The following is a 19,480-nucleotide window of genomic DNA, read 5'->3' as shown; positions in this document are numbered from 1 at the left end:
CGTGCCGCGGACCGGACGGCCGCGCGGCCGGCCTTCCCCGCCGGGGAGGCCGGCCGCACCGGCGTCACACCTGGCCGGTCTCGGCCGGATAGTCGATGCTCAGTACGCGGTGCCGGCTCAGCAGGCCGACCGGCTGTCCCTGGTGGAGCACCCTCGCGTGGTCGGCGTTGGCCACCAGCAGGGCCGCCAGCGCGTCGTAGAGCGACGTGCCGAGCTGCACGGCCGGCAGCTTCGCCGCGTCGGTGCCCTCGACCGGGTCGAGGAGTTCCCGGGTCACCGGCGTCACGGCGAGTCGCCGGATCCCGCGGTCGGTGCCGACGAATTCCCGCACGAACGGGGACGACGGCTCGCCGAGCAGCTTCGCGGGCGGATCGTACTGTTCCAGCCTGCCGCCCTGGGACAGCACCGCGATCCGGTCGCCGAGCCGGATGGCCTCGTCCAGGTCGTGGGTGACCAGCACGATCGTCTTGCGTACCTCGGCCTGTAGCCGGAGGAACTCCTCCTGCAACCGGGTCCGGGCGATCGGGTCGACCGCCGAGAACGGCTCGTCCATGAGCAGCACCACCGGGTCCGCGGCCAGGGCCCGGGCCACCCCGACCCGCTGGCGCTGGCCGCCGGACAGCTCGTGCGGGTAGCGCCGGCCGAACGTACCCGGGTCGAGCCCGACCAGTTCGAGCAGTTCGTCGGCGCGGGCGCGGATCCGCGTCGAGGGCCAGCCGAGCAGCCGGGGTACCGTGCCGACGTTCGTCCGGATGGTCTGGTGCGGGAAGAGGCCGACGTTCTGGATGACGTACCCCATCCGCCGACGGAGCTGGACCGGGTCGACGTCCGTGACGTCCTCGTCGCCGAGCCGTATCCGGCCGGAGGTCGGTTCGATCAACCGGTTGATCATGCGGAGCACCGTGGACTTGCCGCAGCCGGAGGGGCCGATCAGCACCATCAGCTCGCCGGACCTGATCTCCAGGCTCAGGTCGCCGACCGCCTCGGTGCCGTCCGGGTACCGCTTCCGGATGTGCTCCAGGGTGATCGGGGCGGCGGCCGGCCGCGGGGATCCGCGGTCGGCGGTGGCACCGGCGTCCGGGGTAACGTCCACGTATGTCCTTCCACTTGAGCTATCAGGAAGCTCCGGGCAATCCGTGGTTCTCCTGGCAGTACGTGCGGGACAACTCGGAGACCATACTCGCCGCGCTGCGCGAGCACGCTTCGCTCACCGGGCAGGCCGTGCTGATCGCCGCCCTGGTGGCGGTCCCGCTCGCCGTGGCGGCGTACTGGTTCCGCTCCCTCACCGGGCCGATTCTCGCATTCTCCGGAGTGCTCTACACGATTCCCTCGCTGGCCCTGTTCTCGTTCGTCGCCCCGTACGTGGGCACCGGCACCTCCACCGTGCTGATCGGGCTGGTCATCTACGCCCTGTTGCTGATCATCCGGAACACCCTGGCCGGCCTGAACCAGGTGCCGGCCGAGGTGCGCGACGCGGCCGAGGGGATGGGGTACGGCAGATTCGCCCGGTTGGTGCGGATAGATCTCCCGCTGGCGCTGCCCGGCATCCTCACCGGCCTGCGGCTGGCCACGGTGTCGACGGTGGCGCTGGTGACCGTCGGTGTCCTGGTCGGGCACGGCGGCCTCGGCCAGTTGATCATCGGCGGCTTCCGGAACAACTTCTACCGCGCCGAGATCCTCACCGGGACCCTGCTCTGCGTGGGTCTGGCCCTCGTGCTGGACCTCCTGCTGGCCGGCGTCGGCCGGCTCCTCACCCCGTGGCTGACCCGGCGGAGCGTGCGATGAACCCGATCCAACAGGCGGTGGTCTGGCTCAACGACCCGCTCAACTGGACCAACCCGGACGGCATCCTCGACCGGCTCGGCGAGCACCTGTACCTGTCCGCCGCGGCGGTCGCGCTCGGCTGCCTGGTGGCCTGGCCCATCGGGCTGTGGCTCGGGCACACCGGCCGGGGCGGCGGGCTCGTGGTGCTGCTGTCCAACGTGACCCTGGCGATCCCGACCATCGCGCTGCTCACGCTGCTGCCGCTGACCTTCCTCGGCTTCGGCCGGCCTCCCGTGATCATCGCGCTGGCCGTCTTCGCCGTGCCGCCGCTGCTGGCCAACGCGTACACCGGGGTGCGGGAGGTGGACCCGGAGGCGCGGGACGCGGCCCGGGGCATGGGTCTGTCCGGCGGCCAACTGCTGCGCCGGGTGGAGTTGCCGCTCGCGGTGCCGTACCTGGCTGCCGGTTTCCGTACCGCGGCCGTGCAGGTGGTGGCCACCGCGGCGCTGGCGTCGTTCGTGAACGGCGGTGGGCTCGGCCAGATCATCAGCGCCGGCTTCGGCCTGAGCATCGCGGTGGGCGGCGGCCAGATCCTGGCCGGCGGGCTGCTGGTGGCCGCCCTGGCGCTGCTGGTGGAACTGCTGCTCGGCATCGTCGAGCGGCTCGTCACGCCGCCGCCGCTGCGGCGCGCCCGGCGCCGCGCCGATCGCCGCGCCCAGTCCGCCACCGCCGGCGGCTGACCGCCGGACCGGCCGCCGACGGCCCACCAAAAGGTACGCATTCCGGCTAAAAGCGTGCTTTCTCCCCGTTTCGGGCCGGCCGTCCCACGTCGGCCCCGATGACCGGGACGGTGCGCCCGGATGACGATCCGGTGACAACATCCGCCCTCAATTTGTCGGTCCAACGTGAAAGATGTTGGGTTGTAAGTCGCGGGCGGCCAGCAGGGGATCGCCCGTCGGACACGCGGCCGGCCCGCACGCGGAGCCGCGCCGGGACACGGAAGGCGGGCGTCATGCGCTCACGTAACCGAATCGCCCTGGGTGCCGCGGGAGCTCTGGCCGCGGCCGGGATCCTCAGCGGCTGCGGAGGTGCCGGGTCCTCCGGCACCCAGGCGCCGCAGACCGGCGGTACGGCCGGCGCCGGCTGCGCCCCGGTGGCCGGCGACCAGCTCGTCGTGCTGGACGACGACAAGAAGCTGCAGAACACCGACAACGTCATCCCGGCGATCAACAGCAAGGTGGCCAACCCGCAGCTGATCGCGGCGCTGGACAAGGTCTCCGACGCCCTCGACACCGACAAGCTGATCCAGCTCAACAAGGCCGTCGACATCGACCGCAAGACCCCGAAGGTCGCGGCCGAGGAGTTCGCGGCGGCGAACAACCTGACCGCGGGCATCGAAAAGGGCGCCGGCGGGCAGATCACGGTCGGCGCCGCCAACTTCAGCGAGAACCAGATCCTCGGCGAGCTGTACGCGATCGCGCTGACGGCCGCCGGCTACGAGGTCAAGGTGCAGCAGATCGGCAACCGGGAGCTGTACGAGCCGGCGCTGGAGAAGAACCAGATCCAGGTCGTCCCCGAGTACGCGGCCACGATGGCCGACTTCCTGTCCGGCAAGGCCGGCGGGGCGAGCGCCTCGCCGATCTCCTCGACCGATCTGGACCAGACGGTGAGCGGCCTCACCGCGGCCGGCGAGAAGGTCGGCCTGACCTTCGGCAAGCCCTCCCAGGCGCAGGACCAGAACGCCTTCGCGGTGACCAAGGAGTTCGCCGACAAGTACGGCGTCAAGACCCTCTCCGAGCTGGCCAGCAAGTGCTCCGGCTCGGCGACCGTGCTGGCCGGCCCGCCGGAGTGCCCGCAGCGGCCGAAGTGCCAGGCCGGGCTGGTCGAGGTCTACGACTTCAAGGCCGGCTCGTTCAGCTCGCTGGACGCCGGCGGCCCGCAGACCAAGTCGGCGCTGAAGACCGGTGCCGCGAGCGTCGGGCTGGTCTTCTCCTCGGACGGGTCGCTCGCGGCCGGCTGAGGTTTGAGCTGGCGTCCGCCCGCCCCGCGGTCTGCTGGCCCTGCGCGGCGTGCGCGGGTCCGCCGGGTGCGCCGCGGGGTGGGTGGGTCCGCCGGGCCCGCCCACTCTGGGCGGTCAGGCTTGATCCCGTCGTGGGCGGGGCCGGCGGACCCACGCTTGGCCAAGCCGGCGCCGGCCGGGCGGACCCCGCGTTCTGGCTGGGTTGGGGCAGGCTGGGCGGGTGCCGACCCCGCGTGGCGGGGCGTGCGGACCCCGGGCGTGGCTCGGGTGGGCCGGGGGTTATTTGTCGATGTCGCCGACGACGAAGAACATCGAGCCGAGGATCGCGATGAGGTCCGGCACCAGGCAGCCGGGCAGCAGCGTGGACAGCGCCTGGACGTTCGCGTACGAGGCGGTGCGCAGCTTCATCCGCCAGGGCGTCTTCTCACCCCGGGACACCAGGTAGTAGCCGTTGATCCCGAGCGGGTTCTCGGTCCAGGCGTACGTGTGCCCCTCGGGGGCCCGCACCACCTTGGGCAGCCGCACGTTGACCGGGCCGGTGAGCCGGTCGACCTCGTCGAGGCACCGCTGCGCGAGGTCCAGGGAGACGTACACCTGATCCAGCAGCACCTCGAACCGGGCGTGGCAGTCGCCGGCCGTCTTGGTCACCACCGGCACGTCCAGCGCGCCGTACGCCAGGTACGGCTCGTCCCGGCGCAGGTCCAGGTCGAGGCCGGAGGCCCGGGCCACCGGCCCGGAGGCGCCGAACGCGGCCGCGGTGGCGGCGGGAAGGACACCCACCCCGACCGTACGGGCCAGGAAGATCTCGTTCCGCCGGATCAGCCGGTCCAGGTCGGGCATCCGGCGGCGTACCTGGTCGACGGCCGCGCGGGCCCGGCCGGTCCAGCCGGCCGGTACCTCCTCCTTGAGCCCGCCGACCCGGTTGAACATGTAGTGGATCCGACCGCCGGAGACCTCCTCCATGACGGCCTGGATGGTCTCGCGTTCCCGGAACGAGTAGAAGACCGGCGTGATGGCGCCGATCTCCAGCGGGTACGAGCCGAGGAACATCAGGTGGTTCAGCACCCGGTTGAGTTCGGCCAGCGCGGTGCGCAGCCACACCGCGCGCTCCGGCACCTCGATGCCCATCAGCCGCTCCACGGCCAGCGCCACGCCCAGCTCGTTGGCGAAGGCCGACAGCCAGTCGTGCCGGTTGGCCAGCATGATGATCTGCCGGTAGTCGCGCACCTCGAACAGCTTCTCGGCGCCCCGGTGCATGTAGCCGACGATCGGCTCGCAGGAGACCACGCGTTCGCCGTCGAGCACCAGCTTGAGTCGCAGCACCCCGTGGGTGGACGGGTGCTGCGGGCCGATGTTCAGCACCATGTCGGCGCCGAGCTGCCGTTCGTCGCCAGCGGCGTCGGTGAGCAGCCCGGCACCGGTGCCGACGGTCAACTCGCGCCTCGGGCCGGCATCGGAGGTCATGACCGCCATCGTGCCACGCCGGCCGCCGCGACTCACCGCCCGCAAGCCGCCGCCCGCGACTCACCGCTTCCCGTAACCCGCAGCCCGTAACCGGCAACCGGGACGCCGGCCGGCCGGGGAACCCATGCCCGTCGGGTCCGCTGCGGGCCGGTCACCGGTCGGGAAACCCGGCCAGCAGCGGCAGCGGGTCGAGCCCGACCGGTTGGAGCAGCCAGAGATGGCCGCCCAGGCCGTGCGGGTCGGTCAGCTCGGCGCCCTCGCTCGCGGCGGCCAGTGCCCGGACGTACCCCGCGGGATCGGTCGCGGCCAGGCCGAGCGGTGGTCGCCGTCCGCCGACACCGAGTGCCCGCAGCGCCTCCCGCTGCCGGGACAGGACGTACGGCCGGTGCGCCACCGCGGCACCGGCGGCGGCGACCGAGTCGATCGCGACGTGGGCGGTGAGGTCGCAGGAGCCGTCCGGTACCGGCGGCACCTGGCGGCCGGCGCGGAATCCGGTAAGCGTCCCGCCGGGCGGCCGCTGCGACCGCAGGTGTCCGTAGTCCACCGCCAGGGCCAGCCCGCGGTCCATCCGGGCCACCGCGGCGGCCCAGGCGTCGTCCCGGGTCCGGCCGATCTCGGCCCGCCCGCCGGCCCGGGCGTCCGTCCGGCCGGACGCCCCGCCGGCCGGCCACCACCGGCGCAGCCAGGCCCGGTCGGCGGACCCGACCGGCCCACCCTCGGACTCGGCGCCGGTGGCGGGATCCACCAGCAGGTAGCGCCAGCCGTCGGCGGTGGGAACGGCCACCTCCAGCGGTACGTTGTCCAGCCACTCGGTGCCGAGCAGCAGACCGGTGATCCCGGCCGGAATCGCGTCGACCCAGCCGATCGACGGGGGCAGGTCGGCGGGCCGGGGCGCCCGCTCGACCGCGGTGAGCCGTACCCGCTGGGTCAGCGGAACCGGCGCGGTGCCGGCGCCCCCCACAGCGGTAGTGGCGCCCCCACGGCGGTGGTGGTGGCGGTCGGGGCGATCGCCCGGAGCAGTTCGCCGCGACCCGCGCCCACGTCCACCACGTCGAGCGGGTCGGGATGGCCGAGCGCGGCGTCGACCCGGGCCAGCAGCACCCCCAGGGCGGCGGCGAACGCCGGAGCCTGGGCGCTGGTCCGGAAGTGCGCCGCCGGTCCGGGACCGGCCACGAAGAAGCCGTCGGTCCCGTACAGGGCGGTGGCCATCGCGTCCCGCCAGCCGCGGCCGGCCTGCGGCGTCAACAAAGGGCGCTTCCTCTCCAAAAAGCGATAAAAGAGGCCACTTCCGTGCACCCGGCCCCGGTTGGTGAAGGTTTTCACAATTGCTGGGGCGGCTTCCGGAGCCCAGCGCATACTTGCGATCGACCGGTACCACATTTTACGAGGACTGGATCATCGCCATGAGCGCATCGCCGCGCCCGCGGCCGGCCGCCCCGCGCGAGCCCGCCGCCTCCGCCGTATCCCCACGCCCGCCGGGTTCGCCCCGCACGATCGGGGTGATCGGCGCGGGTCGGGTAGGTGCCGTGCTCGGCTCCGCACTGGCCGCCGCCGGACACCGGGTGGTCGCCGCCGCGGGCGTGTCGGCCGCCGCCCGGCGCCGGATCACCGAGTTGCTGCCCGCGGCCGCCAACCGCCCCGCCGACGAGGTCGCCCGGCTGGCCCGGGACATCCTGATCCTGGCGGTGCCGGACGACGCGCTGGCCGGGGTGGTGGGCGGGCTGGCCCGCACCGGCGCGCTGCACGGCGGCCAGGTCGTCGCGCACACCTCGGGCGCGCACGGACTGGCCGTGCTGTCCCCGGCGACCGCCGTGGGCGCCCGGCCGCTGGCCCTGCACCCGGCCATGACCTTCACCGGCACCGCGGACGACCTGGCCCGGCTGCCCGGCGTCTCGTACGGGGTGACCGCGCCGGACGGGCTGCGCCCGCTGGCCGCGCGCCTGGTCGCCGATCTCGGTGGGGTGCCCGAGTGGATCGCCGAGGACGACCGGCCGATGTACCACGCCGCCCTGGCGCACGGGGCCAATCACCTGGTCACGCTCGTGAACGAGGCGGTGGACCGGCTGCGGGACGCGGGCGTGGCCGATCCGGCCCGGGTGCTGGCCCCGCTGCTGGGCGCCGCGCTCGACAACGCCCTGCGGCTCGGCGACGCCGCGTTGACCGGTCCGGTCTCCCGGGGCGACGCGGGCACCGTGGCCCGGCACCTGGACCGGCTGGCGGCCAGCGCCCCCGAGTCGGTGCCGGCGTACCTGGCGCTGGCCCGGCGGACCGCCGGCCGGGCCATCGACGCCGGCCGGCTGCGCCCGGTGGACGCGGTGGCGCTGCTGGAGGTGCTGGCCGACCGGCAGCGGGAGACCGTGGCGTGACCCGTACCGTGCACACCCGCGTCGACCTCGCGGCCGCGCGGGACTCGCTCCCGGGCCGGGTGGCCGTGGTGATGACCATGGGCGCCCTGCACGCGGGGCACGAGGAGTTGCTGCGCACCGCCCGGCAGCAGGCCGACCACCTGATCGTGACCGTCTTCGTCAACCCGCTGCAGTTCGGCCCGAACGAGGACTTCGACCGGTACCCCCGGACCCTGGACGCGGACCTGGAGGTCTGCCGGCGGGCCGGCGCCGACCTGGTCTTCGCGCCCAGCGTGACGGAGATGTATCCGGGCGGCCAGCCGGCGGTGCGGGTGCTGCCCGGGACGCTGGGCGAGGAGCTGGAGGGCGCCACCCGCCGGGGCTTCTTCCACGGGGTGCTCACGGTGGTGCTGAAGCTGCTCAACCTGGTCCGCCCGGACCTGGCGTTCTTCGGCGAGAAGGACTACCAGCAGCTGACCCTGGTCCGCCGGATGGCGCGCGACCTGGACGTCCCGGTCCGGATAGTCGGCGTGCCCACGGTGCGGGAGCCGGACGGTCTGGCGATGTCCAGCCGGAACCGCTACCTGTCGGCGCCGGAGCGGCGCACCGCGCTGGCGCTGTCCGCGGCGCTGCGCGCCGGTGCCGCGGCCGCGGCCGGCGGACTGGACAACGAGGCCGTGCTGGCCACCGCGCACCGGGTGTTCGCCGAGACCGGCCCGGACGCCCGGTTGGACTACCTGGTGCTGACCGACCCCGACCTGGAGCCGGGTCCGCCGCCCGGTCCGGCCCGGCTGCTCGTGGCCGCCTGGGTGGGCCGGACCCGGCTCATCGACAACATGCCGATCCACCTCGCCGGGCCCGACGGCCCGGTCAACCCTTGATCCGGAAGGGACCAGCGATGTTCCGTACGATGCTCAAGTCGAAGATCCACCGCGCCACGGTGACCCAGGCCGACCTGCACTATGTCGGATCGGTGACGGTGGACGAGGATCTGCTCGACGCCGCCGACCTGCTCCCCGGCGAGCAGGTGGCGATCGTGGACATCACCAACGGCGCCCGGCTGGAGACGTACGTGATCCCCGGCCAGCGGGGCAGCGGGGTGATCGGCATCAACGGTGCGGCGGCGCACCTGGTGCACCCGGGTGACCTGGTCATCCTCATCTCGTACGGGCAGATGGACGATGCGACGGCCCGCCGCTACCGGCCCCGGATCGTGCACGTGGACGCGCGCAACCGGATAATCCAGCTCGACGCCGACCCGGCCGGGGCGGTGCCCGGAATGGTCGGCGACCCGGTCCGCGGTGATCTCGTGGCGGGCGCCAGCCGCTGAGTCGCGGCCGGCCCACCGGTGTCAGCGGGTGCGTGAGCGGTTACCGTAGGCTCAGTAGCGCAGTACCCGCTCGGCCCCCGGGGAGGGACGCGATGCGTCGTTTGATGGTTGGCGTGTCGGCCCTGCTGGCCGGGCTGGTCCTGGCCGGCTGTGGTGCTCCGGCGGGCCTCGACGGTGACCTGCTGGACGACTGGAAGCCGATGGGCGAGCCGGAGGCGTTCGTGCCGCCCGCCGGGGTCTGCTACCCGGACGACTTCGCCGAGACCGCATACGTCTCCTCGTTCACCCCGGTCGACTGCACGAGCAGCCATCGCTTCGAGACCGTCCACGTGGGCACCTTCACGGGCGCGGTCGCCGACCGGGCCAAGCCGCCGGCGCAGGGCTCGGCCGATCTGCGGTCGGCGTTCAACGCCTGCGACGGCAAGGCGAGCGACTACGTCGGCGCGCAGTGGCGGTCCGCTCGGCTCTGGCTGGGCGTGGCCATCCCGTCCGCACCCGCCTGGGGCAGCGGTGCCCGGTGGTACCGCTGCGACCTGGTCGAGGTCAGCGAGATCTCGGACGAGGAGGGCGAGCCGGTGACCCGTACGGCGAGCCTGAAGGGTGCCCTCACCGGCGACTCTCCGCTGCTGCTTCGCTGTTTCGTCGTGCAACTCGACGCCCAGGGTGGCGTGTTCGCGGTCAAGCCGACCGACTGCAAGGCCAAGCACAACGCCGAGTACGTGGGGGTCTGGTCGTCGCCGGCCGCCTCGTTCCCGGCCAAGGACCGCGACTGGCTGCCGTTCTACGGCGGGTGCCGGGCGGCGGTGGGGCGCTACGTCGGCGTGCCGGTCGACGGCATGCTGCAGTACCGTACCGGCGTGCTGACCCTGCCGGCGCCGCGCCCGGACTGGCAGGCCGGCAACCACGGCGTGCGGTGCTACCTGTGGATGCGCAACCGGGACCTGGACCGGTCGCTCAAGGACGCCGGCACCGCCGGGCTGCCCATCCAGTACCGCTGAGCCGGCCGTCGCCGGAAGTGGCGGCGGTGACCGGCGGGACGCCAGCGTCGTGGCACACAATCCCGGCCCCGGCCGGCGGACACCCAGCGTGACGCGGTTGACTGTGACCATGCGACTGGCCAGTCTCGGTATGCCAGAGCTGCCGACCCTGTTGGCGGCCGCCCCACCGGGTTGGGTGGAGACCACCGACGTGGTGGTGGTCGGCTCCGGCATCGCCGGGTTGACCGCCGCCCTGCACCTGCGGGCCGCCGGACTGCACGTGACGGTGGTGACGAAGGTCAACATCGACGACGGGTCGACCCGGTGGGCGCAGGGCGGGATCGCGGCCGTGCTGGACCCGCTGGACACCCCGGCCGCGCACGCCGCGGACACCGAGATCGCCGGCGTCGGGCTCTGCGACCCGGCCGCGGTCCGGGTCCTGGTCGAGGAGGGCCCGACCCAGTTGCGCGAGCTGATCCGGATCGGCGCGCAGTTCGACCGCAATCCGGACGGCTCGTTCATGCTCACCCGGGAGGGCGGACACCACGCGGACCGCATCGTGCACGCGGGCGGCGACGCCACCGGGGCCGAGGTGCAGCGCGCGTTGCACCAGGCGGTGACCCGGGACCCGTGGATCCGGCTGGTGGAGCACGCGCTCGTGCTCGACCTGCTGACCGACGCCGCCGGCCGGGCGTGCGGGGTCACCCTGCACGTGCTGGGTGAGGGCAGCGAGGACGGGGTGGGCGCGGTGCTCGGCCGCGCGGTGGTGCTGGCCACCGGCGGGATGGGCCAGGTCTTCGCGGCCACCACGAACCCGGTGGTCTCGACCGGCGACGGGGTGGCGCTCGCGCTGCGGGCCGGCGCCGCCGTGACCGACCTGGAGTTCGTGCAGTTCCATCCCACCGCGCTGGTGGTGGGCGCCGGCGCCGGGGATCCGGCCCGGTCGGCCCAGCAGCCGCTGGTGTCCGAGGCGCTTCGGGGGGAGGGCGCCCACCTGGTCGACGGCGACGGCAAGCGGTTCATGGTCGGCCAGCACGAGTTGGCCGAGCTGGCGCCGCGGGACGTGGTGGCCAAGGCCATCCACCGGGTGTTGCTGGCCAGCGGTGCCGACCACGTCTACCTGGACGCCCGGCACCTGGGCGGGGAGTTCCTGGCCAACCGGTTCCCCACCATCGTGGCGTCATGCCACGCGGCCGGCATCGACCCGGCCACCGAGCTGATCCCGGTCTCCCCGGCCGCGCACTACGCCTCCGGGGGCGTCCGTACCGACCTGCACGGCCGGACCTCGCTTCCCGGCCTGTACGCCTGCGGCGAGGTGGCCTGCACCGGCGTGCACGGCGCGAACCGGCTGGCCAGCAATTCGCTGCTGGAGGGCCTGGTGTTCGCCCGGCGGATCGCCGAGGACATCGCCCACGGGCTGCCCCCGCGGACCGAGCCGGCGCCGGCCGGCGCGTGGCGCGGCGGGGCCGGCTGGGTGGTGGACGCCGGGATCCGGCCCCGACTGGCCCGCGCGATGAGCCGTGGCTCCGGCGTGCTCCGCTCGGCCGGGACGCTGCGGGCCACCGGCGGCGAACTCACCGAACTCGGGGCCACCCGGGCGACCCCGCGGACCGCGAGCTGGGAGGCGACGAACCTGCTCACGGTCGCCTGCGCGGTGGCCGGGGCGGCGTACGCCCGGCAGGAGACCCGGGGCTGCCACTGGCGGGAGGATCACCCGGCGGCCGTGGACGGCTGGCGCGGGCATCTGGTGGGCGCCATGCGGGACGGGACCCTCCGACACGCCTGGGAAGGGTTGGCATGAGCGAGCGGGATGAGGGGGTCGGGATGGGGGAGCAGGTCCGGCAGACGCTGTCGGCGCAGGGACTCGACCCGGCGGCGGTCGAGCGGATCATCCGTACCGCGCTGTCCGAGGACCTCGGGCCGGACGGCCTCGACGTGACGAGCGTGGCGACGATCCCCGCGGAGCTGGCGGGTACGGCCGAGGTGGTGGCCCGGGCCGGCGGCGTCGTGGCCGGCCTGTCGGTGGCCGCCGCGGTGTTCGAGCTGGCCGGCGCGGCCGGCGGGCCGGTGCGGCTGGACGCCCGGGTCGCCGACGGCGACCGGGTGGCCCGGGGCGACGTGCTCGCCGAGGTGACCGGCCCGGTCCGCACCCTGCTCACGGCCGAGCGGACCGCGCTCAACCTGCTCTGCCGGATGTCCGGTGTGGCGACACACACCCGGGCCTGGGCCGACGAACTGGCCGGCAGCGGCGCGACCGTGCTGGACACCCGCAAGACCACCCCCGGGCTGCGGATCCTGGAGAAGTACGCGGTGCGGGTCGGCGGCGGCACGAACAAGCGGATGGGCCTGTACGACGTCGCCATGATCAAGGACAACCACAAGCTCGCCGCCGGCGGGGTGGCCGCGGCGTACCGTCTGGTCCGGGCGGCGTTCCCGCAGGTCCCCGTCCAGGTCGAGGTGACCAGCACGGCCGAGGCGGTGGAGGCGGTGGAGGCTGGCGCGGACTTCCTGCTGTGCGACAACATGACCCGGAGGAACTGACCGAGGTGGTGCTGGCGGTGGGCGGACGGGCCGAGCTGGAGGCGACCGGTGGGCTCACCCTGGACCGGGTCGCCAAGTACGCGGCGACAGGGGTCGACTACCTGTCGGTCGGCGGGCTGACCCACTCCTCGCCGATCCTGGACATCGCGCTCGACCTGCGCGTGCCGGGCGGGACCGGGAACGACCGCACTACCGGGGCCGGGAGCTGACGCATGCTGCTGTGCATCGACATCGGGAACACCAACACGGTGCTGGCCACCTTCGACGGCGACAAGCTGGTGCACTCCTGGCGGATCAAGACCGACGCCCGGTCCACCGCCGACGAGCTGGGGCTGATGTTCCGCGGCCTGCTCGCCGGGGATGCCGTGGAGATCACCGGGGTGGCGGCCTGTTCGACGGTTCCCGCGGTGTTGCGCTCGCTGCGCACGATGCTGGGCCGGTACTACCCGGACATCCCGCACGTGGTGGTCGAACCGGGGGTGCGGACCGGTGTCCAGTTGGCGATCGACAACCCGAAGGAGGTGGGCTCGGACCGGGTGGTGAACACGCTGGCCGCCTACACCCTGTTCGGCGGGCCGTCGATCGTTGTCGACTTCGGCACCACCACGAACTTCGACGTGATCAGCGGGCGGGGGAGTTCCTCGGCGGCGCCTTCGCGCCGGGCATCGAGATCTCGTTCGACGCGCTGGCGGCCCGGGCGGCCCAGTTGCGCAAGGTGGAGGCGACCCGGCCGAAGTCGGTGATCGGCAAGAACACCGTGGAGTGCCTCCAGTCCGGCATGTACTTCGGCTTCGCGGGCCAGGTGGACCGGATCGTCGAGCGGATGAGCGACGAGCTGGGGGGTGTCCGGGCGGTGATCGCGACGGGCGGGCTGGCGTCGCTGGTGATCGGCGAGTGCCGGACCATCACCCACCACGAGCCGATGATCACGCTGATCGGCCTGCGGATGGTCTACGACCGGAACGTCTGACCGGAACGTCTGACCGGAACGTCTGACCGGCACGGTCGTCGGCACGGCTTCTTGCGCGGTCGTCCGGCTGCCTCGCGCCGGGTCAGCGCCGGGTGGATCGGAAGACCAGCGTCCGGTACGGCAGCTCGATCGTTGCCCGCCCGGCGAGGTCCGGGTGGGTGGTGAGCAGGGTGTGCAGGTCCCGATCGATCCCGGCCCGCTCATCCGGCCCGGCGGTCAACCAGGACGACCGGGTGTGCGCCATCCCGACCACCTCCTGCGGTCGCAGCGTGGTCGAGTGGGTGAACTGGGCCAACTCCACCGGCCCGAAGTCCGACCCGAAGTCGGTGATCTTCTCGACCAGATCCCCGGTGCCGTTGCGTGACCCCATGACCCGGCCCAGTTCGGCCAGCCACGGGATCCGCTCGTCGCGGGTGTTCCAGATCGGCGCGAACGTCCCGCCCCGGCGCAGCACCCGGGCGATCTCGCGGTGCGCGCGCTCCCGGTCGAACCAGTGGTACGCCTGCCCGGCCAGCACCGCGTCCGCCGATTCGTCCGGCAGCGGTACGTCCTCCGCCGTGCCGGCCAGCGGCGTCGTTCCCGGGGTGGCGGCGGCCAGCCGGGTCCGCATGCCCGGATCGGGTTCGACCGGGGTTACCCGGTGACCGATGGCCAGGACGGCCCGGCTGAGGATGCCGGTCCCCGCGCCGAGATCCACCACCCGCGAGCCGGCGGCGCAGCCCGCCAATGCCCACCGCACGGCGTCGGCCGGATAGGGCGGGCGGAACCGGTCGTACTCGGTCGCCGCGGCGCCGAAGGAGAGGGCCTGTTCGGTCACGCCCGACAGGTTATCCGCGCGCCCCCGCCACAGGCATCCCAGTACGCTCGGTGCCTGTCCCTGCCAATCCGCGAATCCCGAGGAAGCATGCCGTGACCGAGCACATCCCCGCAGCTGCCGAGCCAGCCGACGACCTTCCGGAGCAGATGCGGATCCGTCGGGAGAAGCGGGACCGGCTGCTGGCCCACGGCATCGAGCCATATCCGGTCGGTTTCCCGCGTACCGCGACTCTCGCCGAGATCCGTGCGCGTTACGCGGAGCTGCCGACCGACACGGCGAGTGGGGACACGGCGGCGGTAACCGGTCGGATCATCTTCCTGCGGAACACCGGAAAGCTGTGCTTCGCCACGTTGCGCGACGGCGACGGTACGGAACTGCAGGCAATGATCTCGCTCAACGGGGTGGGCGCCGAGCGGCTGGAGGATTGGAAGCGTCAGGTTGACCTCGGTGATCATGTCGGGGTTACCGGTGAGGTGATCACCAGCCGTCGGGGTGAATTGTCGGTGCTGGCGCAATCCTGGACACTCACGGCGAAGGCGTTGCGTCCGCTTCCGGTGGCGCACAAGCCGATGAGCGAGGAGACGCGCGTTCGGCAGCGTTATGTGGATCTCATCATGCGCCCGGCGGCCCGGGAGACCGTCCGTACCCGGGCCGCGGTAGTACGGAGCCTGCGGGATTCCTTGCACGAGCGCGGGTTCCTTGAGGTGGAAACGCCGATGTTGCAGTTGATCCAGGGCGGGGCCACCGCCCGGCCTTTCGTGACACACAGCAATGCGTTGGACACGGATCTGTATCTTCGAATCGCGCCTGAGCTGTTTTTGAAGCGATGCGTGGTAGGTGGCATCGAGCGGGTCTTCGAGATCAACCGCAACTTCCGCAACGAGGGTGTGGACTCCTCGCACTCGCCCGAGTTCGCGATGCTGGAGGCGTACCAGGCCTACGGCGACTACGACACCATGGCCGTGTTGATCCGGGAACTGGTGCAGGCCGCCGCCACGGCGGTGGCCGGGTCGCATGTGGTGACGCACGCCGATGGCACCGAGTTCGACCTGGGTGGCCAGTGGCGGTCGGTGACGCTGTTCGGTTCGCTCTCGGATGCGCTCGGTGAGGAGGTCACCGTCCGTACGGACCGCCCCCGTCTGGTTCAGTACGCCGAGAAGGTGGGTCTGGCCGTGGACCCGAAGTGGGGTCCGGGCAAGCTCGCCGAGGAGCTGTTCGAGGAACTTGTCGTGCCGGGTCTGCGGGAGCCGACGTTCGTCCGGGATTATCCGGAGGAGACCAGCCCGCTGACCCGGGCGCACCGGTCGGAGCCCGGCCTGACCGAGAAATGGGACCTCTACGTGCTGGGATTCGAACTCGGCACGGCGTACTCGGAGTTGGTCGACCCCGTGGTCCAGCGCGAGCGGCTGGTCGCCCAGGCGCGGCTGGCGGCCGGCGGTGACGCGGAGGCAATGCAGTTGGACGAGGACTTCCTGCGGGCGTTGGAGTACGGAATGCCGCCCAGCGGGGGCATGGGATTTGGAATCGACCGGCTCCTCATGGCGCTCACCGGCCTAGGAATTCGGGAAACCATCCTGTTCCCCTTAGTGCGCGCGGAGTAGTCGCCGGCGGGTTTCGAGGCCCGATTTCCCCATCCTATTGACCAGACAAGTACCGGCCGGGATATTGTTTACCTGTTTGGAGCCACCCCGCTCGAAAGGACTACGGCACCGTGGCCAAGCAGATCATTCACAAGTTGGTCGATGACCTCGACGGCGGAGACGCCGACGAGACCGTCAAGTTCTCGCTCGACGGTGTTCAGTACGAGATCGACCTCTCGAAGAAGAACGCCGGCAAATTGCGCGACCTGTTCGCTCCGTACCTCGCGGCAGGCACGAAGGTTGGCCGCGGGGGCGTGGTTGTCGGTGGACGCGCCGCGCGTGGCCGGGGCAGTGCCACCGCGGACCGTGAGCAGAACAAGGCGATCCGGGCATGGGCCAAGCGGGAAGGCCGCGAGATTTCCGATCGTGGCCGGATTCCGCAGGAGATTGTTGACGAGTACCACGCCAAGGCCGGGCGCTGAGCCCTCCTTCCCGGAGCGGGTTGGGCCACGGTCGAGACGTGCGGCGTCGGCGCGGACGGGGATGTTTCCCGATCCGCGCCGGCGCCGTTTTGGCGTACCCGGGCCGTTCCCGGCGGCCAGCACGGGCGTGCGATCACGTGTGACGACGGTCACGGCTGCGCCGCCGCGGGTCCCGGGTAGCCGGGGAACGATCCGGGGGCCGCCCGCGTTATCCCCAGCCGGTGGATGATTTATCCACAGCCTGTGGACAAGCTCCGGGTGGCCCGTGGCCGGGTTCCGGGCTTGGCCGTGAATTTCGCTTTCCGCGTATCCGGGAGGGTGGCCGACACCCCGAGGTGGCGCGGAATACCCACAAAAACCGCGAACTGGACGGGATCGGGCAGCGCACGACCTCAGTCGAGTCGGGTCGCGGCGATAGAGTAAGAGCACGGACGTCCGCCTTGGAGGTCCGGGCACCGGCGCCGCCACGATGCTTGTCCAACAACATCGAGTGCGCACGGCACGTGAGGAGCACGAGGGCATGTTCGAGCGGTTCACCGACCGAGCGCGACGGGTTGTCGTCCTGGCCCAGGAAGAGGCCCGGATGCTCAACCACAACTACATCGGGACGGAGCACATCCTGCTGGGCCTGATCCATGAGGGTGAGGGTGTGGCGGCGAAGGCCCTGGAGAGTCTGGGGATTTCTCTGGAGGGTGTCCGTCAGCAGGTCGAGGAGATCATCGGCCAGGGTCAGCAGGCGCCGAGCGGGCACATCCCGTTCACGCCGCGGGCCAAGAAGGTTCTGGAGCTGTCGCTGCGTGAGGCGCTGCAGCTGGGCCACAACTACATCGGTACCGAGCACATCCTGCTGGGCCTGATCCGGGAGGGTGAGGGTGTCGCGGCTCAGGTGCTGGTGAAGTTGGGTGCGGACCTGAACCGGGTTCGGCAGCAGGTGATCCAGTTGCTGTCGGGCTACCAGCAGGGCAAGGAGCCGGCCGCGGCCGGTGCGGCGACCGGTGAGGCGGCGCCGTCGACCAGCCTGGTGCTGGACCAGTTCGGCCGCAACCTGACGCAGGCTGCCCGGGAGGGCAAGCTCGACCCGGTGATCGGGCGGGAGAAGGAAATCGAGCGGGTCATGCAGGTGCTGTCCCGCCGGACGAAGAACAACCCGGTCCTGATCGGCGAGCCCGGCGTGGGTAAGACGGCGGTGGTCGAGGGTCTCTCCCAGAAGATCATCAAGGGTGAGGTGCCGGAGACGCTGAAGGACAAGCAGCTCTACACGCTTGACCTGGGCGCGCTGGTGGCCGGTTCCCGGTACCGCGGTGACTTCGAGGAGCGGCTGAAGAAGGTCCTCAAGGAGATCCGCACCCGGGGCGACATCATCCTGTTCATCGACGAGATCCACACCCTGGTGGGTGCCGGTGCGGCCGAGGGTGCGATCGACGCGGCGAGCATCCTGAAGCCGATGCTGGCCCGGGGTGAGCTGCAGACCATCGGCGCCACCACGCTGGATGAGTACCGCAAGCACCTGGAGAAGGACGCCGCGCTGGAGCGCCGGTTCCAGCCGATCCAGGTGGGTGAGCCGTCGTTGGCGCACACCATCGAGATCCTGAAGGGTCTGCGGGATCGGTACGAGGCGCACCACCGGGTCTCGATCACCGATGGGGCCCTGGTGGCCGCGGCGACGCTGGCCGACCGGTACATCTCCGACCGGTTCCTGCCGGACAAGGCGATCGACCTGATCGACGAGGCGGGCGCGCGGATGCGGATCCGCCGGATGACCGCGCCGCCGGACCTGCGGGACTTCGACGAGCGGATCGCTCAGGTGCGTAAGGACAAGGAGTCCGCGATCGACGCGCAGGACTTCGAGCGGGCCGCGCAGCTGCGGGACAAGGAGAAGCAGCTGCTGGGTCAGAAGGCGCAGCGGGAGAAGGAGTGGAAGGCCGGTGACCTGGACGTCGTCAGCGAGGTCGACGACGAGCAGATCGCCGAGGTGCTGGGCAACTGGACGGGCATCCCGGTCTACAAGCTGACCGAGGAGGAGACCTCCCGGCTGCTGCGGATGGAGGACGAGCTGCACAAGCGGGTCGTCGGCCAGCTGGACGCGGTCAAGGCGGTCTCCAAGGCGATCCGGCGGACCCGGGCCGGCCTGAAGGACCCGAAGCGGCCGTCCGGCTCGTTCATCTTCGCCGGCCCGTCGGGTGTCGGTAAGACCGAGCTGTCCAAGGCCCTCGCCGAGTTCCTGTTCGGCTCCGAGGACGCGCTGATCCAGCTGGACATGTCCGAGTTCCACGACCGGTACACGGTGTCCCGTCTGGTGGGTGCCCCTCCCGGCTACGTGGGCTACGACGAGGGTGGCCAGCTGACCGAGAAGGTGCGGCGTCGGCCGTTCTCGGTGGTGCTGTTCGACGAGATCGAGAAGGCCCACCCGGACGTGTTCAACACGCTGCTCCAGATCCTGGAGGACGGGCGGCTGACCGACGGTCAGGGCCGGATCGTGGACTTCAAGAACACGGTCATCATCCTGACCACCAACCTCGGCACGCGCGACGTGGCCAAGGCGGTCTCGCTGGGCTTCCAGGCCTCGGAGGACACCGAGTCCAACTACGAGCGGATGAAGCAGAAGGTCAACGACGAGCTGAAGCAGCACTTCCGGCCGGAGTTCCTGAACCGGATCGACGACACGATCGTCTTCCACCAGCTCACCCAGCCGGAGATCCTGTCGATCGTGGACATCATGATCGCCCGGATCGAGACCCAGCTGCGGAACAAGGACATGGGTCTGGAGTTGACCGACACGGCCAAGAAGTACCTGGCCAGGAAGGGCTTCGACCCGGTGCTGGGCGCCCGGCCGCTGCGCCGGACGATCCAGCGCGACATCGAGGACAACCTGTCCGAGCGGATCCTGTTCAACGAGCTGACCCCGGGTCAGATCGTCCTGGTGGACTGCGAGGGCGACCCGGAGGACACCGACAAGTCCAAGCTCGTCTTCCGCGGCGCGGACAAGCCGGTCGACGTGCCGGACGCGGTTCCGGCCGACCTCGGCGGCACCGCCGCCGGTGCCGGCGAGTAGCGGCAGCGGCAGTTGGCTGACCGGCCCGGCCCACCGAACGCGGTGGGCCGGGCCGGCGTCGTTTGCGGGCGGTGTGATTCGGGCCGGGTGGTGCGGGCGGCGTGATGCGCCACTGGTGGCCGGCCGGGCCGGCGCCGT

General features: G+C 71.9%; 14 protein-coding genes and 3 pseudogenes. 13 read left to right on the top strand and 4 right to left on the bottom strand.

Features of this window, described 5'->3' with window-relative positions; genetic code table 11:
• Positions 1-64: 64 nt before the first annotated feature.
• Positions 65-1,093, bottom strand: coding sequence for an ABC transporter ATP-binding protein (locus CIK06_RS26985; protein WP_095567153.1), 1,029 nt, complete (start codon positions 1,091-1,093; stop codon positions 65-67).
• Between the two features lie 2 nt (positions 1,094-1,095).
• Between CIK06_RS26985 and CIK06_RS26980 the strand changes: the two genes are divergently transcribed.
• The 3 genes from CIK06_RS26980 to CIK06_RS26970 all read left to right on the top strand — a co-directional run bounded on the left by CIK06_RS26980 (position 1,096) and on the right by CIK06_RS26970 (position 3,784).
• Positions 1,096-1,785 (top strand): ABC transporter permease, encoded by a 690-nt coding sequence (locus CIK06_RS26980; protein WP_095567152.1) that lies wholly within the window; start codon positions 1,096-1,098, stop codon positions 1,783-1,785.
• A complete protein-coding gene (locus CIK06_RS26975) occupies positions 1,758-2,504 on the top strand; it encodes an ABC transporter permease (RefSeq protein ID WP_369916040.1) in 747 nt (248 codons plus the stop codon). Before CIK06_RS26980 ends, CIK06_RS26975 begins: the two co-directional genes overlap by 28 nt.
• Positions 2,505-2,776: 272 nt before the next feature.
• Complete coding sequence (locus CIK06_RS26970; protein ID WP_095567150.1) at positions 2,777-3,784, top strand: glycine betaine ABC transporter substrate-binding protein; 1,008 nt, start codon at positions 2,777-2,779, stop codon at positions 3,782-3,784.
• Positions 3,785-4,063: 279 nt separating this feature from the next.
• On the opposite strand, the gene CIK06_RS26965 is transcribed toward CIK06_RS26970, so the two are convergent.
• Together CIK06_RS26965 and CIK06_RS26960 are read right to left on the bottom strand one after the other, a co-directional pair.
• On the bottom strand, positions 4,064-5,257 hold the full coding sequence (locus tag CIK06_RS26965) for an NADH-quinone oxidoreductase subunit D (protein WP_198348026.1): 1,194 nt from the start codon (positions 5,255-5,257) through the stop codon (positions 4,064-4,066).
• 142 nt (positions 5,258-5,399) lie between these two features.
• Positions 5,400-6,457 (bottom strand): annotated as a pseudogene (locus CIK06_RS26960) (SAM-dependent methyltransferase).
• Positions 6,458-6,651: 194 nt separating this feature from the next.
• Here CIK06_RS26960 and CIK06_RS26955 point away from each other — a divergent pair.
• From CIK06_RS26955 to CIK06_RS26925, 7 genes and pseudogenes are all read left to right on the top strand, one after another.
• Positions 6,652-7,614 carry a Rossmann-like and DUF2520 domain-containing protein gene (locus tag CIK06_RS26955; protein WP_095567149.1) on the top strand — a complete coding sequence of 321 codons (963 nt, stop codon included), beginning with the start codon at positions 6,652-6,654 and terminating at the stop codon, positions 7,612-7,614.
• Entirely contained in the window at positions 7,611-8,474 is an 864-nt protein-coding gene (panC, locus tag CIK06_RS26950; RefSeq protein WP_095567148.1) for a pantoate--beta-alanine ligase, read from the top strand. Before CIK06_RS26955 ends, panC begins: the two co-directional genes overlap by 4 nt.
• Before the next feature lie 17 nt (positions 8,475-8,491).
• A complete protein-coding gene (gene panD / locus CIK06_RS26945) occupies positions 8,492-8,923 on the top strand; it encodes an aspartate 1-decarboxylase (protein ID WP_095567147.1) in 432 nt (143 codons plus the stop codon).
• A gap of 92 nt (positions 8,924-9,015) precedes the next feature.
• The gene (locus CIK06_RS26940) at positions 9,016-9,921 is read left to right on the top strand and encodes a septum formation family protein (protein WP_232533890.1); all 906 of its coding nucleotides are present in this window, start codon (positions 9,016-9,018) and stop codon (positions 9,919-9,921) included.
• Positions 9,922-10,051: 130 nt separating this feature from the next.
• Positions 10,052-11,701: an L-aspartate oxidase gene (locus CIK06_RS26935; protein WP_369916039.1), complete on the top strand. Its 1,650-nt coding sequence runs from the start codon at positions 10,052-10,054 to the stop codon at positions 11,699-11,701.
• A gap of 23 nt (positions 11,702-11,724) precedes the next feature.
• A pseudogene (gene nadC, locus CIK06_RS26930) lies at positions 11,725-12,650 on the top strand (carboxylating nicotinate-nucleotide diphosphorylase).
• 3 nt (positions 12,651-12,653) lie between these two features.
• Positions 12,654-13,411: pseudogene (locus tag CIK06_RS26925) on the top strand (type III pantothenate kinase).
• 82 nt (positions 13,412-13,493) lie between these two features.
• On the opposite strand, the gene CIK06_RS26920 reads toward CIK06_RS26925, so the two are convergent.
• The gene (locus CIK06_RS26920; protein ID WP_095567145.1) at positions 13,494-14,228 is read right to left on the bottom strand and encodes a class I SAM-dependent methyltransferase; all 735 of its coding nucleotides are present in this window, start codon (positions 14,226-14,228) and stop codon (positions 13,494-13,496) included.
• Between the two features lie 146 nt (positions 14,229-14,374).
• Here CIK06_RS26920 and lysS point away from each other — a divergent pair, with 146 nt between their 5' ends.
• From lysS to CIK06_RS26905, 3 genes are all read left to right on the top strand, one after another.
• Positions 14,375-15,829 carry a lysine--tRNA ligase gene (gene lysS / locus CIK06_RS26915; protein WP_095568170.1) on the top strand — a complete coding sequence of 485 codons (1,455 nt, stop codon included), beginning with the start codon at positions 14,375-14,377 and terminating at the stop codon, positions 15,827-15,829.
• Between the two features lie 110 nt (positions 15,830-15,939).
• Complete coding sequence (locus CIK06_RS26910) at positions 15,940-16,290, top strand: Lsr2 family protein (protein ID WP_095567144.1); 351 nt, start codon at positions 15,940-15,942, stop codon at positions 16,288-16,290.
• Positions 16,291-16,810: 520 nt separating this feature from the next.
• The gene (locus tag CIK06_RS26905) at positions 16,811-19,342 is read left to right on the top strand and encodes an ATP-dependent Clp protease ATP-binding subunit (protein WP_095568169.1); all 2,532 of its coding nucleotides are present in this window, start codon (positions 16,811-16,813) and stop codon (positions 19,340-19,342) included.
• Positions 19,343-19,480 lie beyond the last annotated feature (138 nt).

Origin of the sequence: Plantactinospora sp. KBS50, assembly GCF_002285795.1 — a bacterium.
Classification (GTDB): domain Bacteria; phylum Actinomycetota; class Actinomycetes; order Mycobacteriales; family Micromonosporaceae; genus KBS50.
The sequence above is the reverse complement of the archived record's forward strand: the minus strand, read 5'-3'. Positions and strand labels throughout refer to the sequence as shown.